Here is a 21,075-nt window from a genome sequence, read left to right on the forward strand (position 1 = left end):
CCAGAATTGGAGGAGATACTGATGAGTGACGCGGACGATGAGCCTCCGCTGGCGGGCGACCATCATAGCTGGCGCCGGATCGTCGAGCATCGCCAGCTGTCCGGCTTCCCGGAAGGGGTTATCGTCGGGGCGATCCGCGCGAACTACCGCCGAGCGGGCGTCGACCAGCACTTCGTGCGGGAGATGATCCGCTTCATCTCCCGTCGCATGCTGGAGGTCATCCGCGGCGAGATCTCGTCGACTGCGTTCGCCAACCAGGGCCGTGACATCGTCGAGGATGTGCACGCCGCCATGGTGGATGCGCTGCTGTCGCCGACCGCCGCCGACGGCGAAGGTCTGAGGAAGTGGTTCAAGTCCACACTCCGCAAGCGTTCGATCGATCACGCGCGCAAGGCTATAATTGCAATGAAGCGAAGCCCGGACATGGTCGACGACCCCGGCGGCATGGTGGATCCCAAGACCGAATTGTTCTCCCATGCGGAGCAGGAGGTCTACGTGCAGCGCATTTTGGACAGCATCCGGGATAAGGACAATCGCGCCGCCTTCGTGCTCCACATGCAGGGGGTCCCCTGCAGCAGCAAGAACGGCCCTTCGATTGCGAGCATCCTCGGGATCAGCTCGGACACCGCCGCCTCCAGGGTCGCGGCCGTCCAGACGCAACTAGCTAAGAAGATCGGAAAATCGTGATGGAAGACAATCGGCAGGAAAGGGACGAAGTGCTGATCGCATTCCATGAGGAGTGCGACATTCCAACCCGCGCCGACGTGGAGCGCTGGGCGGTTCTTCACCCAAAGTTCGCGCATGATATCCGCGAGCACGCGGCCGTCCGTCTGGCCATGCTGGCCGACACGCTCGAGGCGCCCGCCAAGCTGGACGACGACATGATCGCCCGGGCTGGCAGCCGCGTCCAGGCGGCGATGTTCGCAGCGGAGGCCGACGACCGGGCCTTTGAGGCCGCGGCCACTCCGGTGCCGACGCTCAACGAGATGCTCAGGCGGTCTGGACTGTCCCAGCCGCAGCTGGCGCGAAGGTTACCTATAGAGCGCGTCGTGGTGGCGGACCTGTTCGCCGGACGGATGTCTGACGTGCGGCCCCGGTTCTCCACCGCGATATCGCGCGAACTGGGCGTGTCCCTTGAGGCGTTTAACGTGGCGCATGCGCGCGCTGCGATGGCTCCGTCGCTTGGAGGCCGTGCGAAGGCCGTTGGCCAGCCCGTCGCGAAGCAGCGGACCTTTGAGGAGATCGTGAGGTCGTCCGGGATGACCCAAGAGGAAATCGACTACTGGCTGGCTGATTTCTGATGGACGCCTGGAGCGACATCCGGCTCGCGGCACGGGACTGCCGTGCCGCCGCCTTGGCGAGGACCAACGCCGCTCCGACCGCGCGAAACCTCATCGACGCGATGGTCGAGCTCCACGACCTGCAGATCGTCGCTTTCGATCCGGGCACGCGCGCGGGCGACGAGGTGCTCGGCTTCTTCGAGCGCGGCCCCGGCATCGTCCATGTCGCGCGTGGCCAGGCCGATGAGGACGAGGTGGTCGTTATCGCACACGAGTTCGGTCACTTCCGGCTCCACACCGATCCCGAGAGCGACGTGACCGACGTGTCGATGCGGCTCTCCGGCGAGCCGGTGGAGAGCGGCGGGGCGCGTGTCGACGGATATTCCTCGCGCGAGCGCAAGGAGGTGCAAGCGGACGTCTTCGCAGGCGAGTTCCTGTGCCCGTCCGACTGGCTGAGGGACAGGCTCTTGGCCGGTGCTAAGCCTTCTGAGATCGCGACCGAGCTCGGGCTGCCGCGCAACCTCGTGCTGCAGCAGGCGATCAGGGCACTCCTGCTGCCGCCTCTCGTCCGTCACGAGGTCGAGGAGCGCGAGAAGGTCACTTATGGCCTGGACGATGACCAGCAGGCCGCCGTCGACTGGGACGATGGGCCACTGCTGGTCCACGCCGGTCCGGGCACCGGCAAGACGCGCACCTTGGTCGAACGTGTCTCTCGGATACTCAAGGGAGACACGGCGTCGTCGATCCTCGCACTCACCTTCTCCAACAAGGCCGCCGAGGAGATGCGTGAGCGCCTCTCGGCGGTCGACGCCGATGCGGCCATCGAGATGTGGGTCGGGACGTTCCACGCCTTCGGCCTGGAGCTGGTCACACGCTTCGCTGGGCGCATCGGCCGGACTGACAAGGTCAAGATACTAGACCCGACGGCGAGCCTGGCGCTGCTGGAAGCAAACCTTGAGCAACTTCCTCTCCGGCATTACCAGAACCTGTTCGAACCGGCCCTCGAGCTCGCCTTCGTGGTGAGCGCGATCTCGCGCGCGAAGGACGAGCTGATCGGTCCGACCGACTACTTGGCCGCGGCGGAGGCGGACCTGCGGGCGGCGGTCGACGACGCGGGCCGCGAGGCCGCCGAGAAGGCAGTCGAGGTCGGCAATGTCTACATAATCTACGAGAGGCTACTCGCCGAGGCAGACGCCGTCGATTTCGGCGACTTAATCCGCCATGCGGTCGCGCTGCTGGCGGACGATGAGGTCCGGGCCGACGTCGTTGGGTCCTACCGGCACCTGCTTGTCGACGAGTACCAGGACGTGAACTATGCGAGCTCGATGCTGCTACGCGCGTTCGCTACCGAATGCCGCGATATCTGGGTCGTCGCCGACCACCGCCAGTCGATCTACCGGTTCCGAGGAGCCGAGCCATCCAACGTCGAGAGGTTTCCCACCGAGTTCGGCGGGAAACGCCACACACTCGGGATCAACTACCGGTCCGGCACGCCCGTCGTCAGGGCCTTCGCAGCCTTCACAGGCGGGATGGCCGGTGGCCGGCAATCGCAGTGGGAAGCCAACCGCGGCGCTGTCGGCGAGGTCACGCTGGAGGTCTGCGGGACATTGGAGGACGAGGCCTGCGCGATCCGCGACCGGATCGAGGGGTTGAGGGCCGCCGGCGTTCCCTATCGCGACCAAGCCATACTCGCGCGCAGCCACCTTACGTTGGGCCGCCTGACGGCTCTGCTCGAGCGGCTGAACGTGCCCCTTTTGTATCTGGGCGACCTGTTCGAGCGCGGCGAGATCCGGGACCTTCTGTCGTTGGTCGCCCTCGACGCCGAGTTCGGGGGAATGGGACTAGTCCGGGTAGGCCAGTTGCCGGCGTATGGCGCGACGGAGCAGGACACCCTGAAGGTGATCGGATGGGCCGGCGAGCAGAAGCTCCCGGTGATTACCGCGCTGTCGCGGGTCGCCGAGATCGAAGGCCTTTCGGTCGACGGAGGCTCCGGCCTCGCCCGGCTCGGCGCCGAGCTCGCGTTCGTCGGCGTTGCGACGACCCCCTGGGCGATGCTGACGGGATGGCTTTTCGAGACTGGCGGCTACCTTGACCCGCTTGTCCGTAGCTCAGATCCCGCCGACCGGCAGAAGCTGATTGCGATCTACCAGCTGCTCAAGGTGTGCGGCGAGCATGACGCTGCGGGAGACAGGAGCCGCCGCCGCCTGCTGGCGCGCATACGGCGCATCGAGCTGCTCAACCAAGATAGCGCCTACCGCGCTATATCCGCGGAGGCGACGGACATTGACGCCGTCCGGGTGCTCACGATCCACGGCAGCAAGGGCCTTGAGTTCCCGGCGGTGCACCTGCCCGCTCTAGCCACGAAATACATGCCTGCGAGCCGCAAGGGATCGAGGAAGCCATCGCTTGGCAAATATCCTCAGCTCAACATGGGCAAGGAGGATCACGACGCCGAGGAGGAATGCCTGTTCTTCGTCGGACTCTCGCGTGCGCGCGACCATCTGTCGCTGACCCGCGCCCAGAGATACACCACCCAAAACGCTTCGGCGTCCAAGTTCCTGAACTCGGTCTCAGCGATACCGACGCGGACCCGTTCGGCGCCATCGAGTGTGCCGCAGCCCCCGGTGAGGCCGCCCGTCGCGGTCGAGAAGCGGACGAGCTACTCGGCCACCGAACTCGACACCTACATGCGGTGTCCGGCGAAATACCGCTACGAGCACATGATGGGTCTGCGCGCGGGCACCGACGGGGCCGCTTTCTTGGACTTTCACCGGTGCGTCCGAAGGACCTTGGCGTGGATTGAGCAGCGGCGTGGAGAGGGTGTCGCGACAAGCGCGGCGCAGGCCTTGGCGCAGCTGGATGCGATATGGGCGGCGCGCGGGCCGGTGGGTCACGGCTTCGAGAACTACTATCGCCAGGCCGCGAACCGCATGGTCTCCAACGGCGCCGCATACGTCGCGGCCGAGCAGGGGGCGTATCTCGATGGGCCGCTCGAACTGCCGGTCGCCGGCCGCACCCTGACGATCGAGCCCGACCGTCTGGTCGACGCGGGCGCCGTGGTCCGCGTGCATCGGATCAGGACTGGGCGGCAGACTAAGAGCGAGGGCGACAAGCCGATCTACGGCGCGCTGCTGCTGGCGGCGCAGCGCAGGTTCCCGGGTCGGACGATCTCGGTCGAGGCCTACTACCCGGGCGACGGCGTGACGCGCGACTTCCCCGCTGGCAAAGAGGACAAGGCGATCAAGGAGTTCGGGGATGCGATCGCCGGGATCGAGGCAGGGAGTTTTCCCGCCAAGCCGAGCGATCCACGCTACTGCCCGAATTGCCCGTGCTATTTCATTTGCGGCGTGTGAACCGCACTGCGTCGCCCTAATTGCGGGCTAGGCGGGCATCGGCGTGGAGGCAAGGCGTTAGGGTGCGGACGTTGTCGATCACGGTCATATGCCGACAATTGCCGATGCGCCGGCGGCAGGACGTCCCCGCCGCCGGAACAGCTTTAAGCCGCCTCGGGGATGTCAATTGGATCGAGGTCGACGTGGCCATGGGCGTAGGGTTCGTGGGCGCCTGTGAAAGCCTCAGTGTCGTCCAGTGCCATCAGCGAACCCGACACCAGCTCCATAGCGCCGCCGCCGTGCAGGCGCCGCAGCAACTCGCCCACCGCAAGGATCGAGGCGGTCAGCCCGACGAAGGGTACGCCGATCGTGCGTGACGCGATCTGGGCGAGGCCGCAGCCATCGACGCCCTCCTTCTTCATCGCTTCGTAAGCAGGCATCCCCGACACGTCGGGAGCTGTGGCCGACGCCGCGGCGCCCCAGATCACGCTCGCGCGCTTGGGCCCAGGAAAACTGTGGAGGGAGAAGTTCCGGAATCCCTGCGTTCCGGCGCCCAGACCGGCCTCGACCACCAAGTCAAACCCGGCTTCCTCCAGCGCAGCGCGGGCGACGCCGTTGTCCACGCCGCATAGCGCCGCGCCGGGCTCGAGGTGGTGGCGACGGGTCCAAGCACCAAAACGCCGTTCCTCGTGCCGCACGTCGAAGCCCCGGCGCTCCAGCCAGTCGCCGACCCACCGCGTCTTCATAACAGTCGGCTGCTCTGGCACCGCGAGCAGCGAGGTGCTGTCATTTGACATGGCCATTCTGTCGAAGTCCTGGAGCATCAGCACGACTTCCGCACCCTCGGGATAGGGCAGCGACGCCAGCGCCCAGGCGAACGCCTGGCCAAGGTTTCCAAGGCCGATGAACCAGAGATGCGTGGGAAGGTGCCGCAGGGCCGGCTCGGTCGGATCCAGCTCCATCCACCGTCTGCCCGGGGCCCAGATCGAGAGGCCCGACGCGCGCCGCCCCGCCATGTCGTGGTCACCGGCATGCCAGGCGAAGACCTCGCCAACGCAGGCGGCCGCGGCCATAGCGGGCGCCAGCGGTATGGCCTCGCCCGTCATAGCCGCAGGCCACGTCGACGGGATCACGCCGCCGCGCCAGCCGGCCCACTGCAGCCGCCACGCGGGCGTCGGGCCTGGTGGCGCACCCACATCGCCGATGATCGCGCGCGGCCAGTCGGTGCGGACCCTCTTGACACAGGTACCGCCTAGCGTCTCGATCGCCTCGCGCAGGGTTGCCTCGGTCGCCAGCTTCGTGACCACCGCTTGATCTTCGACGCCCTCGACCTCGATGCCGCCGAGCATCGTGCGTCGCGCCGCATTGACGAGGGTGAGCAGTCCGACTTGGCCGTTCACCGTCGTGACAGTCGCCGGGTCCACGCTGATCGCGAGACCGAAGCGGGAGAGCATGTCGACCGCACCCTCGGCGGTCGCGGCGCGGCCGCTATCCATGAAGTATTTCGCCGTGCGGTGCAGGCGGTCGGGATCGGTGGTCATAGAAACGTGCTCCAGAAGTCATTGTGAAGGAAGCGGTGCGCACGGACGCCGGAATGGTCGGCCCATTCGTGATTTCCGCGATATTCGTAGATGCCGAGCCGCTCGGTCGGGGGACGGCGGATGGCGTAGTTCGGCACGATGATCGCAATGTGGCCCTCGCGCGCGACCATCGGGTTGGTTCGGTCCGCCTCGCTTTGAAAGGCGCCGCCCGGGTGGGTGTGCACGTCGCCGACGACGGTGAGGCCGCGCACGCGGCACATCGACCAGAGCGCGGCAAATGCGGGCGCGTGCAGGATGCAGACGCCCGAGCTGTATGCCTCGGGGTCCAAGTCGTCGTAAAAGATGACGTCCTGGACTTCGCGAAGGTCGCCCTCGCGCGTCCCAAGGAGGAAGGCGCCCGCCTCGTGACAGCGCTCGCCGCGGCGGTCGAGTCCGGCCAGCAGCGCGGACCAGCGTGCAGGGTCGACGCGGATGCCGCGGCTACGCCGTAGCAGCGCCCGTGTAATCGTCCTGATTGAGAAGGTCATGGACTTGCTCCAGATAGCAGATGATGCCGCGCGCAGGCTGCCACAGGCGGTTGGGATGCTGGTTCACCCAGACATCGTGGCCGTTCATCGAGATGCGGTCGCACGGGAGGTAAAGACAGGTGCCGCCCTGCCACTCGGGCCGGAAGACCGAAGGCAGGATGGTCTTGCCCCGTGGCCACAGGTGCGCGGCAAGCGGAGCGTTGGTGGCGAGGTCCCAGGGCTGCGCGGTGACGGCCTGATGCGGATAGCCGCTGCATTCGAATCGCAGGCCGAATTCGACGGGCGAGTTCGGACGGGGGGCTGCCGACACGGCGATGACCGCGTGTGGCCACGCCTGCGACACGACGCTCCATCGGCCTTCGAACTGGCCGCACCGGAACTCCGGTGCGGCCAAGTCGCGCTCGAGCAGCAGCTGGCTGGGGCTGACGGGCGCGTTCACCTCAGCCCTCGACGCGGACGTCGGGGACGAGGTCGAAGCACAACTCGCAGTGGCCATGGTTGACAAGCTTGTGCAGCGGCGTGTCGGTCGGCGGGCGGTCGGTGCTGCCGCAGACCTGCAGGACGTGCTCAGCGGCGTCGCGCTCGGCCAGCTTGAAGCGGTCGACCGCCCACGCCTTCACGCGGCGGATGCGGGTGCCCGGCGCGAAGCTGTGGCGCTTGGTCTGCTCGAGGTAGTGAATCGTGACGTCGATCTTGCGACACTTGGCGAGGTGCAGCTTCGCACCGTGCTTGATGTGGTGCGGGCGCTTGTCGCCGAGCCACTCGATCGGGTCGTCATCTTCGTCGAGGAAAAGGATGAACTCCCCGTCGATCTCGATGCCAGCCTCCTTGATGGAGGCACGGACGAACTCGATTGAGGCGTTGCCGGGCAGATCGACCTCCACGAGGCGGTCGTTACCCTGGACGGCGATGAAGACGGTGTGGGACATGGGACTTGGCTCCTGATCAGGCGGCGAACCGGCCGCCCTCAAGAACCCCAGCGAAATTGGCTCCGTAGATTCGGGAAAAAATTTTCAGTCTGGGTAAAATAGCCTACGCGCCGGCGTGAACCGGTCGAGGTCACTTTGGCGATCATGAACGCCAAGGTGACGCTCATGCCAGCTGCATAGATATCTGCTTCTGAATATTAGCCAGCAGAAAGTTGCATGTCTGCTGTCGGCTAGGTCCGGCGGTGTGCGGCTTGGCGCAACTTTCGATACCTGCAGTTGGTCGACCGAAGGAGCTAGCCACCTCGACGAAATCGAGATCGCCCATGACCACCCCGATCTTCGGGCGCATCGACCAGCATCGCAAGAATTTCTGCCCAATACCCTATTGGCGTGGGCGTGCGGATTCGCGCTGGGTTCCTATGGGATCCGAACTCGGATCGCGACGACGCGCTAGATGCTACCCGTCTGGACGGGCTCAGCGCGCGGACTATGGAGAAGTTGTCGGCAGAGACCGGCAAGCGCTCCGGCGTCGAGACGGGCGGACAACGCGTCTAGCTTCAGCAAGGGATCTGTTAGATAAGGATGGAACTTCTCGAAGAGCAGACTGGGGGAGTGGCCGAACAGGTCCACCTCCTCGCCCCCGGCAAGCGCGGCGAGCGTGTGATCGAGCGGCGGTGAGTCCTCGCTGCCGAAGACCTCGAGAAATCCGTCATGAATCTGGACGGTGAAGTCGCGTCCGCGCAAGGCGAGGGCGAGCGTCATCGTCTTGAGCGTTCCGGCGCGGGTCGCCAGAATTGCAGCATTTTCGCCGAGCCAGGCGATGTTCTCCGCTCCGAAATCGAGACGCGCATAATTGGCGCGTGCCTCGGCGAGCAGATCCTTGGCGCCCTCGTCCAGATAGACCGGAACATGGTCGCCCTCGAGCAGCGACACCATGCGCTCGATTACCCGGTCATGGATATGTCCCGGGTCGCCGCCGAAGATCGGCGGGACCCCCGCCGCTGCAGGCTTGACCAGGATCACCCGGTCGCAGTCATGCACCTCGAGCACCTGCCACCGGCGGCCCGAGAATATCAGAAGCATGCCCGGCGCGACGAGATTGTCCATCGGCAAGGTCCCGAGCTCGCGTCCGGCGGCGACGAGGCGATATTCCTCCGGCGTCTGAAACACGGCGTAGAAGCTATAATGGTCGACGAGCCTTTCGCCTTCCGGCCCAAGAAGTAGCAAGCCTTCAGCGGCCTGTTCGACAAGCCGCGCATCCGGTGCTCCCATGGCGCGCAGCACGTCGGCGAAGAGGGGCGGCTCGACCTGACGGAACGGACCTTCGCGGCAAAGAAGCGCGTAAAGATGGTCGGCGCGCGCGCCGCCGCGTTCGGCGATCAGCGAAAGGATCTGATGCACCAGCGTCGAGAGATGCAGCGTATCCCGCCGCGGCGGTTCGCACCAGCCTTCGAGGAGCAGCTCGATCGCCGCGATCGACCGCAGCAGGCCGAGCCGCAGTCGGTCGGAGAAATTGCTCTTCGCGCCGACCTTGGCCTCGATGGCATATTGGCGAAGGACTGCGGGCTTTCCCTCGCGTCGTCCCGACCGCCCGAGCCTCTGCCGGCACGATGCCACGCTGAAGGGCGCGCCGATCTGCGCGACGCAGGCCACATCGCCAATGTCGATGCCAAGTTCGAGCGTCGATGTGCAGACCGCCGTCGTCGGCAGCTGGGCATCCTTGAGGCGGCGCTCGACAAAATCGCGATGTTCGCGCGCGAGGCTTGCATGATGGGGGTAGAATTCCTGCGGCAGATGCGCCGTCTCGCAGAGCAGACGGAGTCGATCGGCGTAGATTTCGACCGCTTGCCGCGAGCCCGCGAAGACCAGATTGTCGCTCCCGCGCAAATGGGCGAACAGATGATCGGCGATCGCATCGGTGACGGGCAGGGCGTCCTTCTCATCCGGACTCGCGACGTAGCCACGCAGCTGGAGGCGCAGCTCCGACCCGCCGCCTTTCGCTTCGATCAGCTCGACCGCATCGGCGCGGTCCGGCCGGAGATAATGGCGGGCGAGCGCCATGTCGCCGAGCGTCGCCGACAGGCCGATCCGGCGTATCGGGCGCTTCACCACAAATTCGAGGCGGGTCAGAAGCGAGCGCATCTGGACGCCGCGCTCGCTGTCGAGGACGCTGTGCAGCTCATCGATCACGACGGCGCGCGTCGCAGCGAACAGCCGCGCGATCTCGAGTCCCCGCCGGATGAACAGGGCTTCGAGCGATTCAGGGGTGATGAGCAGCACGCCTTTCGGCTGCTTGAGCGCGCGCGTCTTGACGCTGCTGGACACATCGCCGTGCCAAGGTGTGACGAGGATTCCAGCCTCGTCACAGATGTCGGCGAGCCGGCGCGCCTGGTCGGTAATCAGCGCCTTCAGCGGCGCGATATAGAGGATCTCGAAACCTACCGCTTCGCCCGGTTCGTCGAGCAGCTGCGAGAGGAGCGGCAGGAAGGCCGCCTCGGTCTTGCCACCCGCGGTGGTCGCCGCAATAATCGTATCGGTATCCGACCCCAGAATGACGTGCGCGGCGCGCGACTGGATGTCGCGCAGCTCGCGCCAGCCCTGGCCCCGGATCCACTTCTGGATCGGCCGCGCCAGCCGGTCGAACGCTGCGGTCACAGCCGGAAGCTTGCGAGGTCCTCGCTGACTGGCTGCGCCCCGATCGCCTCGTCGACATCGCTCATATCGTCGCCCGCATCCGCGCCGATGTCGAGCGCCTCGACCAGATCCGTCCAGGCGACACCAGGATTTTGCGCGAGCACCGCAAGCAGGTTGACGAAGGCGGTAACGGTGTTGCGCGGGGTCCGGAAATAGGCTTCGCCGATCCGGTCGGAGCAATGCGTCATGAAGGCCTCGAGCGCTTCGTCGGGCAGGGCGTCGGGGCCGGGCTGCATGATCGCGCGGATGTTCGAGAGCAATACAAATAGATCCTCAGGCGTCAGATTGGCGAGACGAACGACCGGGCCCGAAAGATCGACCAGCCCCTCGCGCGCGAAGCTGTTTTCGGCCAACCGCGACTGCAGCGCCTCATAGCTGTAAAGACCGCGGCGTGTGTTCATCAGAAATTCGGGCGTGCCGCCCATCAGGAAGCCGAGATGCGCCGCGCTGCCCTGCAACACATCGTTGAGGATGCGCAGAATCTGCTCATAATTGGCGTTACGGGCCTGCGCGCTGCTGAGCTTGAAGAGATTGACCATCTCGTCGAGCCCAACGAGCAACCCCTTGTAGCCCGCGCTCGTGACGAAGGCCGACATCAGCTTGAGATGATCATATACACTTGCATCGTCGACGATGGTGCGCACGCCAAGCGCCTTCCTCGCATCGGTCCGGGTCGCGAACTCGCCGCGCAGCCAGCGTAGCGCGGCCGATTTCAGCTCCTCGTCGTTGCCGTCATGCCCCTCCCAATATCGGCGCACCACTTGGGCGAAATCGAAGCCGCCGGTCAGCTCCTCGAGATGCGCGAGGCGCTCGCGGATCATATCGCCGGCCGAACGGTCCTCGGCCTCGCCGTCCTGCTGCGCCTTGGCGACGAAGCGCTCGACGACGCTCGCGAGCGCGCCGCCATCGGGCTTGGTGCGCGTCGCGAGGTTGCGCGCCATTTCGGCATATAGGCCGCGCGCCTGTCCGCCGGTCGCGTGGATGCGCCGATCGGGGGCAAGGTCGGCGAACATCACGACGAGGCCCTTCTCGAGCGCCACCAACCGAATCAGGTTGAGGAAGAACGTCTTGCCCGAGCCATATTCGCCGATGATGAAGCGGATCGCCGATCCGCCACCGGCGATTCGGTCGATGTCGCGCACCAGCTCCTCGATCTCGCGTGCCCGCCCGACCTGAATGTGGCGCAGACCCAATTTGGGCACGACGCCGGCGCGTAGCGCCTGAACGATCGCATCGCGCTCGCGCGGCTTCAGGTCGGACATCAATTCATCTCCTTCACAGCATCGGCCTTGAGCGCCGCGGCGATTTCCTGCGCGACATCATAGCCCTCATATTCGTCGAAGAGCGCCGCGTCGAACCGGTCGAACGACCATTCGTTGATCGTCTCGAGTGCACCCGAAGGCATGAGACCATGCACCGCAGCGAGCCGTGCGAAATCCTCTTCGCTCCAGTGCGCGCGCACAATGATTTGCTCGGCGAAGCTCCGATGCTTCGCATCGAGCCCGCTCCACTGCGCTGCGGCCGCGGGACCGGGTGCATCAGCTGCATTACCGGTCTCCGCTTCGGCCTCCGCAGAAAAGATATCGCCGAGCACTGCCGACACGCGTTGGGTGTCGGTCCGGATCGCGGCGATCCGCGCGGCATCGAGGCGGGCACTCTTCGCGGCCAGCTCGCCGGGGATGGGCTCGCCGGGCGCCCCGGCCTCGGCCGCCTTTACGCGCACCGGACCGTCGTCGCTTCCGGCATGGAGATCTGAATAGACGAGCCCGGGATCAAGGCCGAGAGCGCGATAGATTTTCTCGATCGTTGCGACTTCCTCGGACTGGATGACGCTGTCGGCATGCGCGATCGCCACCAGCGCCGCGCGCAGCGCCACATGATGCTCGGTGTCGACCTGCTTGAGCTTGCCGCGGAGCAGCGCCATGTCGGGCGGCACCGCGAAATACCAGTCGAGATTGGCGGCGAGCGCGCGGCGCTCGCGATCACTGATGCCTGGCGCCTTCGCGACCTTTGTCTTGAGGCTCCGCCGCTCCGCTTCAACGAGCTTCTTGTCGGCCTGCGCGATGAAGGTTGCGAGCGCGATTTCAAAGAGCAGGTTCAGATATGCGCCGGAGACATATTCAAGCCCCTCGACCATATCGCCAAGATCGAACAGGACGACCGGTTCGTCGATCCGCGGCGCGCGCAGCGAATGGCGGGGGTCGGGCGCCATGCCACAGCCCAGCCGGGCGAGCGCATCGGCGGCGCCCGTGAGCTGGCGCTTGCTGGCGGTTTCGCTGTGCGCACCTTCGAGACGCGCCAGCAGATCAGTGACCGGCACGAGCCCGCCTGCCGCAATAAGGTCCGCGATCCAGTCCTTGAGCGCGTCCATCTCGCTCGACGGGAATAGTGGGCGGAGTTCCGCCGGGAGCAGCGCATGGCCTTCGAGGCTGTTCCGGCCGTCGGGATTGCGGCCGAGATAGCGGCTGAGTTTGTCGAGCGCGTCCATCGCCTCGTCGGCGATCTCCTGCGCAATTTCGATCGGCTTGCGCAGGCCAGAGATGTCGGGGATCGGCTTTTCATTCGCCGTCAGCTGCACCGTTCCGCCAAATTCTCCCGATGCGGCCTGATAGCGATAATCGAGCCTGGTGCGCGGTTTCGTTACCTTCAGCCCGTCTGGGAAACGCGCGTCGAATTTCTGCCCGAACAGCGCACGGAATTCGGACTCGCAGCGCTGCGCCGGCGTCCGGAGGCGCTTTTCATAATGGCATAGGAACCAGACATAGAGCCAGTCTGCGCTGAGCGCCTCCTCGCTGGCGATCGCGCCGCCGATGGCGATCTTTAGCGTCAGTGGCAGGTCCCAGCTGCGATTGTCGAGAATAGACTGCCGGAGCGTTGCATCGTCGGTCGAGAGCCGGCCCGCTGCCGAAATGCGCGCGAGATCGAGAAACTCGCCGAGATAGCGCTGTACCGAGTGATTGCTCGCGAAGAGCGCTTTCAGCCGCTCAACCTCGGCAACGATGAGCTGCTTTTCTTCGGCCTCCGGCTCGTCGACGAAAAAGCGCCGCTCGAGCCCGTAGAAATAGAGGAACATGTAACCGGGGTTGACCGATCCGTCGGAGCGGCCGCCCGTCAGCCAGTCGAGATAGGTCGCCCGGCAGACCGACGAGATCGTCGAATATCCCGGCCAGTAGGACAAGCCATGCCCCTCGGGGTCAGTGCCGGCGGGGGCCACCGAATTGGCGGGATCGATATAGGCGCGGCACTTTTCGGCAAAACCGCGCGTCGTCAGCTGCGGCGGCGTGCCGACATAGACCATGCCGCCGATGTCGCGTCCAGCGATGACGATCGTTCGGCCCGCGGGAAGCCATCCCTGATGAGAGCGTGATGGCCGGACGGGGGGCGACGCGGATGTGGCTGCGGGCGTTGAGTGTAACGGGCCGTCCCTTTGGACGTCCAGAAAGCGAGACGCCTGCTGCGGAGCCGGGGTGTCGGTCGGCGTCGCGATTGCGGGCAGCGGAACGGGATCGGGCTCGGTCGGCTTGGCGTCGCGGCGCCTCTCCTGCCACCAAACGAGGACTATCGGCATCAGAAGAATGAAGAGCGCCCGCCTGCCCTCCGAAAGGCCGTCGAGCGCGATCGCCGCCACGATCGAGCAGACGACATAAAATAGGAGATAGAAAAGGATCCATCGGATCAATTTCATGATGCCTACCCCCCGATTAATTGCCCCGCGTTCCTCTTAAAGACATTTGACGGGGGAAAGAAGGCCTTGGGTCTGCGGTGGTCCGAATTTCTTTTCCGAAATGACTGGATGGTCTTGAATCGCGATGCGTTGCAGGGCATCCCCGCGTGATGGGGGCGGCATCGGCAATAAGAAAGGCGCTTGGGCGTTCGACCTCTTTCGAGGCGACGATCGACAATCCTTTCCTGCATTTCGACACCGATGGCGTGGCGAGCGAATTGCGACTGGAAGAGCGCGGCGCTGAAAATGGTGCGCAGGATCTCCCGGCGAGCGATGCGACTGGACGCGACGCGGTCGAGCTCGAGATTTCGAACTGGGTATCGCGCGCTTGGCAGGAAGCCTCCGCCGAGGCCGATCGCTGGTTCCTCGCTTGCGATCAGCGCATCTCGAACCTGTCGCTCTTGACGCAGCTGCCTACCATTGAATCGTCGGCGATCCAGACCGAGAGTCAGATCAAGGCTGAAGTTGCGCAGGCCACCATGCGTCTCACCACCGCGCGCGATGCAGTCGCGCAAAGCTATAGCCAATTGCTGTCCTTTCAGCGTGACCATGGTCTTAACCGCCCGGCCAATCTCACGCCTTCGCTGATCCTGACCTATGGGACCATCCTGCTGACATGGATCGTCGAGACGGCCGCCAATTCGATGCTGCTGCGTCAGAATGACGATTTCGGGCTGCTCGGAGGAATCGGGGCCGCAGCGGTCGTCGGCGGGATCAATATCGGCGTCGCGGTTTTTGCCGGACGCAATATCCTTCCGCGGCTTAATCTGCGGTCGCGGGCGCGTCCGGTTTTTGCCTTGCTAAGCGGGCTCTGGGGCCTGTTCCTGATCCTCTGGAACCTTTTCGCCGCCCATTATCGCGACGCAAAGGTTGCAGGGGTTGAGGGCCCCGAGTTCGCCGCTGCAGCCATGATGACCCAGCTACCTGCGAGCATCTATTCCTGGGGCCTGCTGATTCTTGGTATCATCTTCGCGATCATCGCCGCGATCGCCGCCTACCGCATGCGCGATCCCTTTCCCGGGTATGCCGATGTGTGGGAAGAGCATGAGCGGCGATGCGCCGATTATGCCGGCGAGATCGAGGTGGCCTCCGACGAACTGCGTGCGCTTCACGACGATGCGAGCGAAGGATTTACCGACATCCGCACCGGACTCGCCCGGCAGCTCGCTGACCAGGCGCGCGCCCTCACTGGACGCAATGCCTTCGCGCAGCGGCTGACGCGCTTCCATGCCGAACTCGAGCAGGCGGGCCGGCAGCTTCTCGCCGTCTATCGCGATCGCAATCGTGCCGCGCGGTCGACGCCGCCTCCCGGCCATTTCGATAGCGGTTTTTCGCTTGCGGCGCCGGCCATTCCGCCCGCCCCGGAAGCCGCGCTCAAGGCTGCGGACGTCGAGCGCGGCGACCAGATCCTCTCAAATGCTCAACGGAGCATTTCGGATACCTATCTCGCTGGCGTTCACAGTTTCGAAACGCTCGAGGCGCTGAAGGCGCGCCTTCACGCATGAGCGCCCGGCGGCCTCGGCGATCGCGTGCCGACGAGCGTCTGGCGAAAGAGCGGCGCAGGGGGCTCTTGCAGTTCGGCATCGCCGGCGCGGTGATCCTCGCGGTCGGCGCTTTCTATTTTTCCGCGGTCAGCGGACAGCGTTCGCTCGATCCCGTGACGCTTTGTCCGGAAAACCCATTGTCGGTTACCGTCCTGCTCGTCGACGTTACCGATCCGATGAACCGACCGCAGCAACAGGATTTCCTGAACCAGCTCGCGCGTCTCAAAAACTCGATACCGCGCTATGGGCAGCTCAGCGTCATGCGGGTGGACTCGACCAGCACCAATCTTCTGGCGCCCGTGATTACACGCTGCAGTCCGGGCACGGCACAGGACACCGACGAGATGAAGGGCAATCCCGCGAAGATCCAGCGCCAGTGGGAAAGCGGCTTTTCAGAACCGCTCGACCGAGCCTTCGCAGGTCTCGTGCGCGCGAACGGCGCTGCGGAATCGCCGATCATGGAATCGGTCCAGTCGGTCGCGCTCACTGAATTCCAGAAGGCAGGCCGCGAGGGCATTGCGAAGCGGCTCGTCATCGCATCGGACCTCTTGCAGAATACCGATGCGATCAGCTTCTACAAAGCAGTGCCGGCCTCCGATGCTTTTCTTCGCTCGGACGCTTTTCGCCGCGTGCGAACCGATCTTCGCGGCGTCGATGTCGAGCTGTGGCAGCTCCAGCGTCTCGATGCCTCTACGACACAGCCGCGCGCTCTGTCCGCCCTGTGGGAAGCGGCGATTGGCGAGCAGGGCGGCGCGATCCAGCGTCTCTATAATGTGAGCGGTTAAATGTTTGGGCAATATCAGGATATGGTTGATCGCCTTCGCGATCGCGAATGGGCCGATCGATGGGCCTTTCTCCTGTTCGCGATAGGCGGGTCGATCGCGATCTGGATCGCCAAGTCGCTAGGGCTCGACGCGATATGGGTCGCGGGCGGCGCGATGATGGTGATGCTCGCTTATGCCGCGGTCGTCAGCCTCGGCCCGAAGCTTAAACTGCGCGCCGACCAGCTCGGCGATAATTGCTATTATCTGGGGCTCGTCTTCACGCTGGCGAGCCTCTCCTATGCGATCTTCACTTTCGATCCCGCGCGGACGGCGACGACCATCGTGCAGGGCTTCGGGGTTGCACTCGTCTCGACCGTGCTGGGGCTCGTCCTGCGCGTCTTCTTCAGCCAGGGCCAGCCCGACCTCGCGGCCGCCGAGGACAATGCCCGCATCGCGCTAACCGAGACCGCCGCGGCGGTACGCGCCGAGCTCGACGGAGTGCTGCTCGCTTTCCAGACTTTCGCGATCCAGACGCAGCAGCATCTCGCCGAGCTCCGCGATCAAGTTCGCGCCGATGTCGAGGTCGTTTCCGCCGGCGCGCGCGAGGCGGTGGCCGCTTCCGCCGATGGCGCCCGGGCCATGTTGAACGAACAATCGGCCGAAACCGTCGACGAGCTTCGCAAGGCGACGACCTCGGTCGGACGATTGGTGAAGGCGATCGACGGCCATGCTGACATGCTCGGCGCGGTCGCAGGCAAGACGTCCGCACAGTTCGACAATCTCGAAATGATCGAGCGGGCGGGCACCGCAGCCGCCGAGGCGCTGCGCCAAGTGTCCGCGTCGGCCGAAGCCTTGCGTACGCATCAGCAAGACCTGGCGGAGGGCGACGAGCGGCTGGCGGGAATCGGCACGAATGTGGCGGCAACGATAACCGCTTTGGGTCAGGCCGCCGAGCGCTTCGACGAACTCGTCGAGGCGCGGCTCGGGGCGCTCGGCGAAGCGCCGCTCAAAAATGCCGAAGCGCTCGATGCCGTGCTCGCGAAGACGTTGGCGACCTGGCAGACGGTCATTTCGGACCATGCCGAAGCTAATGCCCGCCTTCTCAAGGATCTCGAGGAGGCGCGCACGCGCGAGCTCGCCGCGCTGCATCGTCATAATGAGGCGCTCGACGTGGAAATCGAGCGATCGCGCAGCAAGGTTGGACAGGTGCAGGCCGCGCTCGTCGAAATGACGAACGAACTGACCGCGCAGATCTCGGCTTCCGATCGCTAAGGGGGCCTCGTGCGGCAGGACGACAAGCAATATCGCCGCGGCCTCATCCTCGGCCTCACCGTGGCCGAAGTGATGATCCTCCTGATCTTCGTCGTCCTGATGGCGCTCGCCGCCGCGCTGCAGACGCGCGAGCAGCAGATCGATGCGCTCGACAAGGGCGGGGCATCGCGGCTCGTTGAGCAATTGCAGCGCGCTTATCCCGAGGCAAAGACCCATGACGAATATTTCAAGGAGCTGGTCCGCGCCATCGAGGTGCGACGGCAGGTCGAGGCTGAAGGACCCGGCGCGGCGCGCCAGTCGATCCTCGACGATGCCGCGATTGGCCGCGACGTGCGACAGGCGGCCGAGCGCGACGGGGTCGATAATCCGCGCGAATATGCCCGCAATCTCGCCGCCAACGCCAATCGTTCGCGGCGCGGCGAATGGCCGCCTTTCGTGAGCCTGAGCGAAGCGGGAGGCTATTATTTCGACAGTGGCAAGGCGACCCTCCGTCCCGAATTCGAGCGCAATCTCAGCGCCAAGGTCGTACCGATGCTCGCCCGCAACCTCATCGATTATGACGTCGATGTGATCGAGGTAATCGGGCACACCGATGAAGTGCCCATGGTCGGCCAGAGCAATCTCGACGCCGTCTTGGTTGCAGCGTCTGCGGGGCGCTTCGCGATCGCGGACCTTCGGTCGACTGACAATGCGGGCCTCGCGATGGCGCGGGCGGTGGCGGTGGTCCGCGTACTGCGCGCCGATCCACGCCTCGCGCGCGCCGCGATCCTGCCGCTCTCCGGCGCCCAGATGATCGTGCCCGTTGACCGCATGGCAGACGGGTCGGCGCGCGCGAGCGACCAGCGCCGCCGCCGCATCGAAATCCGTCTCCGCCGTTCGACCGCGGAAGTCGCCTCGCCGGGGGGAGCTCGCTAGTGGACGAGCTTGGGCAAGCGCTGGCGCGCCTTCGTGCTGCTGTTCGCGATCGTCAAGCGCGACGGTCGCGCCCGGCTCCCGATTCCCGGCCGTGGTGGCAGGCGCTCTTCGGCGGCAGGCCATGACACGACGCCACAGCGGCCGGCGGAGGCGGGAGAAACGGAAGGAAGGGAGAATCATTCCCACCCTCGTCCTGACCACAGCGGGTATCTTATTCATTGGCGCTGCGACTTTCACCTTTACGCGGACTGCGCCCATTGAGGAGCAATCGCTGTCGCCGTTGCAGTCGCCCCCTCTCTCGCTGCCGCCGTCGCCGCAAGATACGGGGGACTTTGTATGCACGCCGCTCTCGGTGACCGATGGCGATACGCTTCGCTGCGGCGACGAACGGATTCGGCTGGTCGGGATCGATGCTCCCGAAATGCCGGGCCATTGCCGCAAGGGGCGAGAGTGCGTCGCGGGCGATCCATTGGCGAGCAAGGCGATGCTCGAAGCGCTAATCGGTACGGGAGATACCGCATGCGTACGCACCGGAACCGACCGCTATGGCAGGACGCTGGCATCGTGTTCGACCCAAGGCATCAACCTGTCCTGTGAACTTGTCGCGCGCGGCGGGGCAGTCATCCGCTATGGCGGTTTTCCTTGCTAAGACATGCTGGTTCAAGCGCCCGCTTTGTCGCCTTTTGCCGATCTAGCTAATCATCACAACGCTTGGTCTAATGTCACGTCAGTATGCTGTGACTTACCAAATGCGATCAGCCAGTTGCCTCGCACGATCAGGTTGGCGAAGTTTGCCCGGTTGGCTCGCGTCTCACTTCGGCCGATCTAATAAACTTACGGAGTATGTCTGCTTCCCGAGAAGTGAGGCCAAAAGCGGCCTGACCGCTAGCGGCCAAATGCCGTTGAAAACGTCCGAAGGGGCTTTTTGCGCGCAACGTCGAAACCAGATCGGGGTAGTCTGCGCACTGATCATTCGCGTTCGGCTGCGCCGCGGACGCAGTGCGAGCGGGGAGGCGCCGCTATGTGCGGCGCCTCCGGCGGGTCAATCGATCTTCGGACTGACGACGCCCGACGCGTAGCGCAGATTATTCTGCACATGCTTGACGCCCGAGACCGCGTCCGCGCAATCTTCGGCGCGGCGCTTGGAGCGGCGGTCTTCGACAGTTCCCGTCAGCGTGACTTCGCCGCCTTCGACCGACACCTCTATCTCCGAGGCGTCGACCCAGACATCTTCGGTGAGGCGGTCGTTTACATCTTCGCGGATGCGCTCGTCAGACCGTGAATAGTTTTTCGGACCGCGGCCGCGATGATCCTGTTCGCGCCGCCGCCGCGCGTCGCGATCGCCGAACCACGACATGACCTCGTCGCCGGCACGCTCGAAAAAGCCGCGGTCATCCCCGCCATCGTCGCGGCGGCCATATCGATCATCACCATAGGGCGAGTAGCCCCGAGAAGCGGGATAGCCGAGCTCGCTCGGCCACATCGAGTCAGAACGCTCGCCCTGTCCGCTGCGGGCTTCGCCGACTCCGTCATAATATCGCGAGCGTTTGGGTTGCCGATCGTAGCGCGGCCATGCGCGCTCGCCATAGCCGCGCTGTTCGCCGGCGTGGCGATCGTCCCAGTCGTCGCGTCGATAGGGCTGCTCCCGGCTCGTCTCGCGCCGGCGTCCGGACCGGCGATCTTCGTCTTCGATTGCGGTAAAGCTTCGCGCGGCGTCCTCGGCGCGGCCGCTCGTCCATCCTCGGCGATCACGCCCATCGTCGGGAACGCTATTGTCCTGATAATCCCAAAGGGGCGTGCGGTCGTCGAACCTGTCCATCGTCCATCTCCAATTTGTTGTGGCGGGCAGGCTGCCGGATTGGTCGACAACCCCCGGCATGAAGGTGACGTGTCGCCGGCCCGGAAGTTCCGGAGTGGTGCGGCGAGATGCGACAGATCGTTCAGTGTACCGCGAGGTGCTGCGATCATGCGCGAAACGGCGCCCTTCAAAACGGCGACTTCACGGGTGACTTTTCTCGTGGCGCTTACGCACTGAGATTGAGCTGCGCGAGAGCGGTTTCCAGACTCTGCAGGTTGAACGGCTTGGTGAGCAGCGGCGCGCCGTCATAGACGACATCGTCGCTCGCGCCCGAGCCGGTCGTCACGATGAAGGGTAGATCTGCCGCCTTCAACGCAAGGGCAACAGGACCGCTGGTCTCTCCGCTCGCAAGATGGACGTCGAGGATGGCAGCGTCGAATCCGCCGTCGCGGATGCAGGCTAGCGCGCCGCCCACACTCTCGACGCATCCGACCGTCTGTAGATCGAGTGCTTCGAGATAGCCCTCGAGCATCATCGCGACCAGCGGATCATCTTCGACAATGAGAATGCGGAATGTCATGAACTGCATCTACCGGGAGCGGACGTCTGCGCTGTGGGTCCGATCACAGCGTGTCCTTGGACGGTCCGAGTCAATGCAACAAGCGACAGGTGACATCGTTCCCGCGTGATGCCACCGCGCCAATTAGGCTCCATAGCGAAGCTGTGGTAATTCTCGGCGACGTCGGACCCACAGC

17 protein-coding genes are annotated in these 21,075 nt (G+C 65.0%); 8 read left to right on the forward strand and 9 right to left on the reverse strand.

The window, feature by feature from the left end; genetic code table 11:
- Positions 1-21: 21 nt before the first annotated feature.
- From GGC65_RS20100 to GGC65_RS20110, 3 genes are read left to right on the forward strand one after another with little or no spacing between them, the layout of a single operon-like run.
- On the forward strand, positions 22-687 hold the full coding sequence (locus GGC65_RS20100) for an RNA polymerase sigma factor (protein WP_192648777.1): 666 nt from the start codon (positions 22-24) through the stop codon (positions 685-687).
- Positions 687-1,301: a helix-turn-helix domain-containing protein gene (locus GGC65_RS20105; RefSeq protein WP_192648778.1), complete on the forward strand. Its 615-nt coding sequence runs from the start codon at positions 687-689 to the stop codon at positions 1,299-1,301. The genes GGC65_RS20100 and GGC65_RS20105 overlap by 1 nt, the downstream gene beginning before the upstream one ends.
- Positions 1,301-4,633 (forward strand): UvrD-helicase domain-containing protein, encoded by a 3,333-nt coding sequence (locus GGC65_RS20110; protein ID WP_192648779.1) that lies wholly within the window; start codon positions 1,301-1,303, stop codon positions 4,631-4,633. The genes GGC65_RS20105 and GGC65_RS20110 overlap by 1 nt, the downstream gene beginning before the upstream one ends.
- Positions 4,634-4,776: 143 nt before the next feature.
- Here GGC65_RS20110 and GGC65_RS20115 read toward each other — a convergent pair whose 3' ends face one another.
- The 7 genes from GGC65_RS20115 to GGC65_RS20150 all read right to left on the reverse strand — a co-directional run bounded on the left by GGC65_RS20115 (position 4,777) and on the right by GGC65_RS20150 (position 13,988).
- Complete coding sequence (locus tag GGC65_RS20115; RefSeq protein WP_192648780.1) at positions 4,777-6,153, reverse strand: thiamine biosynthesis protein ThiF; 1,377 nt, start codon at positions 6,151-6,153, stop codon at positions 4,777-4,779.
- A complete protein-coding gene (locus GGC65_RS20120) occupies positions 6,150-6,680 on the reverse strand; it encodes a Mov34/MPN/PAD-1 family protein (RefSeq protein WP_192648781.1) in 531 nt (176 codons plus the stop codon). The genes GGC65_RS20115 and GGC65_RS20120 overlap by 4 nt, the downstream gene beginning before the upstream one ends.
- Positions 6,634-7,119: a hypothetical protein gene (locus tag GGC65_RS20125; RefSeq protein ID WP_192648782.1), complete on the reverse strand. Its 486-nt coding sequence runs from the start codon at positions 7,117-7,119 to the stop codon at positions 6,634-6,636. Before GGC65_RS20125 ends, GGC65_RS20120 begins: the two co-directional genes overlap by 47 nt.
- 1 nt (position 7,120) lies before the next feature.
- Positions 7,121-7,609 carry a hypothetical protein gene (locus tag GGC65_RS20130; RefSeq protein WP_192648783.1) on the reverse strand — a complete coding sequence of 163 codons (489 nt, stop codon included), beginning with the start codon at positions 7,607-7,609 and terminating at the stop codon, positions 7,121-7,123.
- A gap of 450 nt (positions 7,610-8,059) precedes the next feature.
- Positions 8,060-10,264: a DEAD/DEAH box helicase gene (locus tag GGC65_RS20140; protein ID WP_192648785.1), complete on the reverse strand. Its 2,205-nt coding sequence runs from the start codon at positions 10,262-10,264 to the stop codon at positions 8,060-8,062.
- Positions 10,261-11,565, reverse strand: a complete 1,305-nt coding sequence (locus GGC65_RS20145; RefSeq protein ID WP_192648786.1) for an ATP-binding protein — start codon at positions 11,563-11,565, stop codon at positions 10,261-10,263. Before GGC65_RS20145 ends, GGC65_RS20140 begins: the two co-directional genes overlap by 4 nt.
- Complete coding sequence (locus GGC65_RS20150; protein WP_192648787.1) at positions 11,565-13,988, reverse strand: TerB N-terminal domain-containing protein; 2,424 nt, start codon at positions 13,986-13,988, stop codon at positions 11,565-11,567. Before GGC65_RS20150 ends, GGC65_RS20145 begins: the two co-directional genes overlap by 1 nt.
- 149 nt (positions 13,989-14,137) lie before the next feature.
- Here GGC65_RS20150 and GGC65_RS20155 point away from each other — a divergent pair, with 149 nt between their 5' ends.
- From GGC65_RS20155 to GGC65_RS20175, 5 genes are all read left to right on the forward strand, one after another.
- Positions 14,138-15,532: a hypothetical protein gene (locus GGC65_RS20155; protein ID WP_192648788.1), complete on the forward strand. Its 1,395-nt coding sequence runs from the start codon at positions 14,138-14,140 to the stop codon at positions 15,530-15,532.
- Positions 15,529-16,356, forward strand: coding sequence for a hypothetical protein (locus GGC65_RS20160; protein ID WP_192648789.1), 828 nt, complete (start codon positions 15,529-15,531; stop codon positions 16,354-16,356). The genes GGC65_RS20155 and GGC65_RS20160 overlap by 4 nt, the downstream gene beginning before the upstream one ends.
- A gap of 21 nt (positions 16,357-16,377) precedes the next feature.
- The gene (locus GGC65_RS20165; protein ID WP_192648790.1) at positions 16,378-17,607 is read left to right on the forward strand and encodes a hypothetical protein; all 1,230 of its coding nucleotides are present in this window, start codon (positions 16,378-16,380) and stop codon (positions 17,605-17,607) included.
- A 9-nt stretch (positions 17,608-17,616) separates the two neighbouring features.
- Positions 17,617-18,522: a hypothetical protein gene (locus GGC65_RS20170; RefSeq protein ID WP_192648791.1), complete on the forward strand. Its 906-nt coding sequence runs from the start codon at positions 17,617-17,619 to the stop codon at positions 18,520-18,522.
- A gap of 352 nt (positions 18,523-18,874) precedes the next feature.
- Positions 18,875-19,171, forward strand: coding sequence for a thermonuclease family protein (locus GGC65_RS20175; protein ID WP_318780202.1), 297 nt, complete (start codon positions 18,875-18,877; stop codon positions 19,169-19,171).
- Positions 19,172-19,564: 393 nt separating this feature from the next.
- Here GGC65_RS20175 and GGC65_RS23615 read toward each other — a convergent pair whose 3' ends face one another.
- On the reverse strand, positions 19,565-20,341 hold the full coding sequence (locus GGC65_RS23615; protein ID WP_192648792.1) for a BON domain-containing protein: 777 nt from the start codon (positions 20,339-20,341) through the stop codon (positions 19,565-19,567).
- A gap of 205 nt (positions 20,342-20,546) precedes the next feature.
- On the reverse strand, positions 20,547-20,900 hold the full coding sequence (locus tag GGC65_RS20185; protein ID WP_225940929.1) for a response regulator: 354 nt from the start codon (positions 20,898-20,900) through the stop codon (positions 20,547-20,549).
- Between the last annotated feature and the right edge of the window lie 175 nt (positions 20,901-21,075).

Origin of the sequence: Sphingopyxis sp. OAS728, from assembly GCF_014873485.1 — a bacterium.
GTDB lineage: Bacteria > Pseudomonadota > Alphaproteobacteria > Sphingomonadales > Sphingomonadaceae > Sphingopyxis.

What these genes read in the sequence shown, in the direction of transcription:
- GGC65_RS20100 (WP_192648777.1), top strand. Translation starts at nt 22, where the DNA reads ATGAGTGACGCGGACGATGAGCCTCCGCTGGCGGGCGACCATCATAGC.
- GGC65_RS20105 (WP_192648778.1), top strand. Translation starts at nt 687, where the DNA reads ATGGAAGACAATCGGCAGGAAAGGGACGAAGTGCTGATCGCATTCCAT.
- GGC65_RS20110 (WP_192648779.1), top strand. Translation starts at nt 1,301, where the DNA reads ATGGACGCCTGGAGCGACATCCGGCTCGCGGCACGGGACTGCCGTGCC.
- GGC65_RS20115 (WP_192648780.1), bottom strand. Translation starts at nt 6,153, where the DNA reads ATGACCACCGATCCCGACCGCCTGCACCGCACGGCGAAATACTTCATG.
- GGC65_RS20120 (WP_192648781.1), bottom strand. Translation starts at nt 6,680, where the DNA reads ATGACCTTCTCAATCAGGACGATTACACGGGCGCTGCTACGGCGTAGC.
- GGC65_RS20130 (WP_192648783.1), bottom strand. Translation starts at nt 7,609, where the DNA reads ATGTCCCACACCGTCTTCATCGCCGTCCAGGGTAACGACCGCCTCGTG.
- GGC65_RS20145 (WP_192648786.1), bottom strand. Translation starts at nt 11,565, where the DNA reads ATGTCCGACCTGAAGCCGCGCGAGCGCGATGCGATCGTTCAGGCGCTA.
- GGC65_RS20150 (WP_192648787.1), bottom strand. Translation starts at nt 13,988, where the DNA reads ATGAAATTGATCCGATGGATCCTTTTCTATCTCCTATTTTATGTCGTC.
- GGC65_RS20155 (WP_192648788.1), top strand. Translation starts at nt 14,138, where the DNA reads ATGGGGGCGGCATCGGCAATAAGAAAGGCGCTTGGGCGTTCGACCTCT.
- GGC65_RS20160 (WP_192648789.1), top strand. Translation starts at nt 15,529, where the DNA reads ATGAGCGCCCGGCGGCCTCGGCGATCGCGTGCCGACGAGCGTCTGGCG.
- GGC65_RS20165 (WP_192648790.1), top strand. Translation starts at nt 16,378, where the DNA reads ATGGTTGATCGCCTTCGCGATCGCGAATGGGCCGATCGATGGGCCTTT.
- GGC65_RS23615 (WP_192648792.1), bottom strand. Translation starts at nt 20,341, where the DNA reads ATGGACAGGTTCGACGACCGCACGCCCCTTTGGGATTATCAGGACAAT.
- GGC65_RS20185 (WP_225940929.1), bottom strand. Translation starts at nt 20,900, where the DNA reads ATGACATTCCGCATTCTCATTGTCGAAGATGATCCGCTGGTCGCGATG.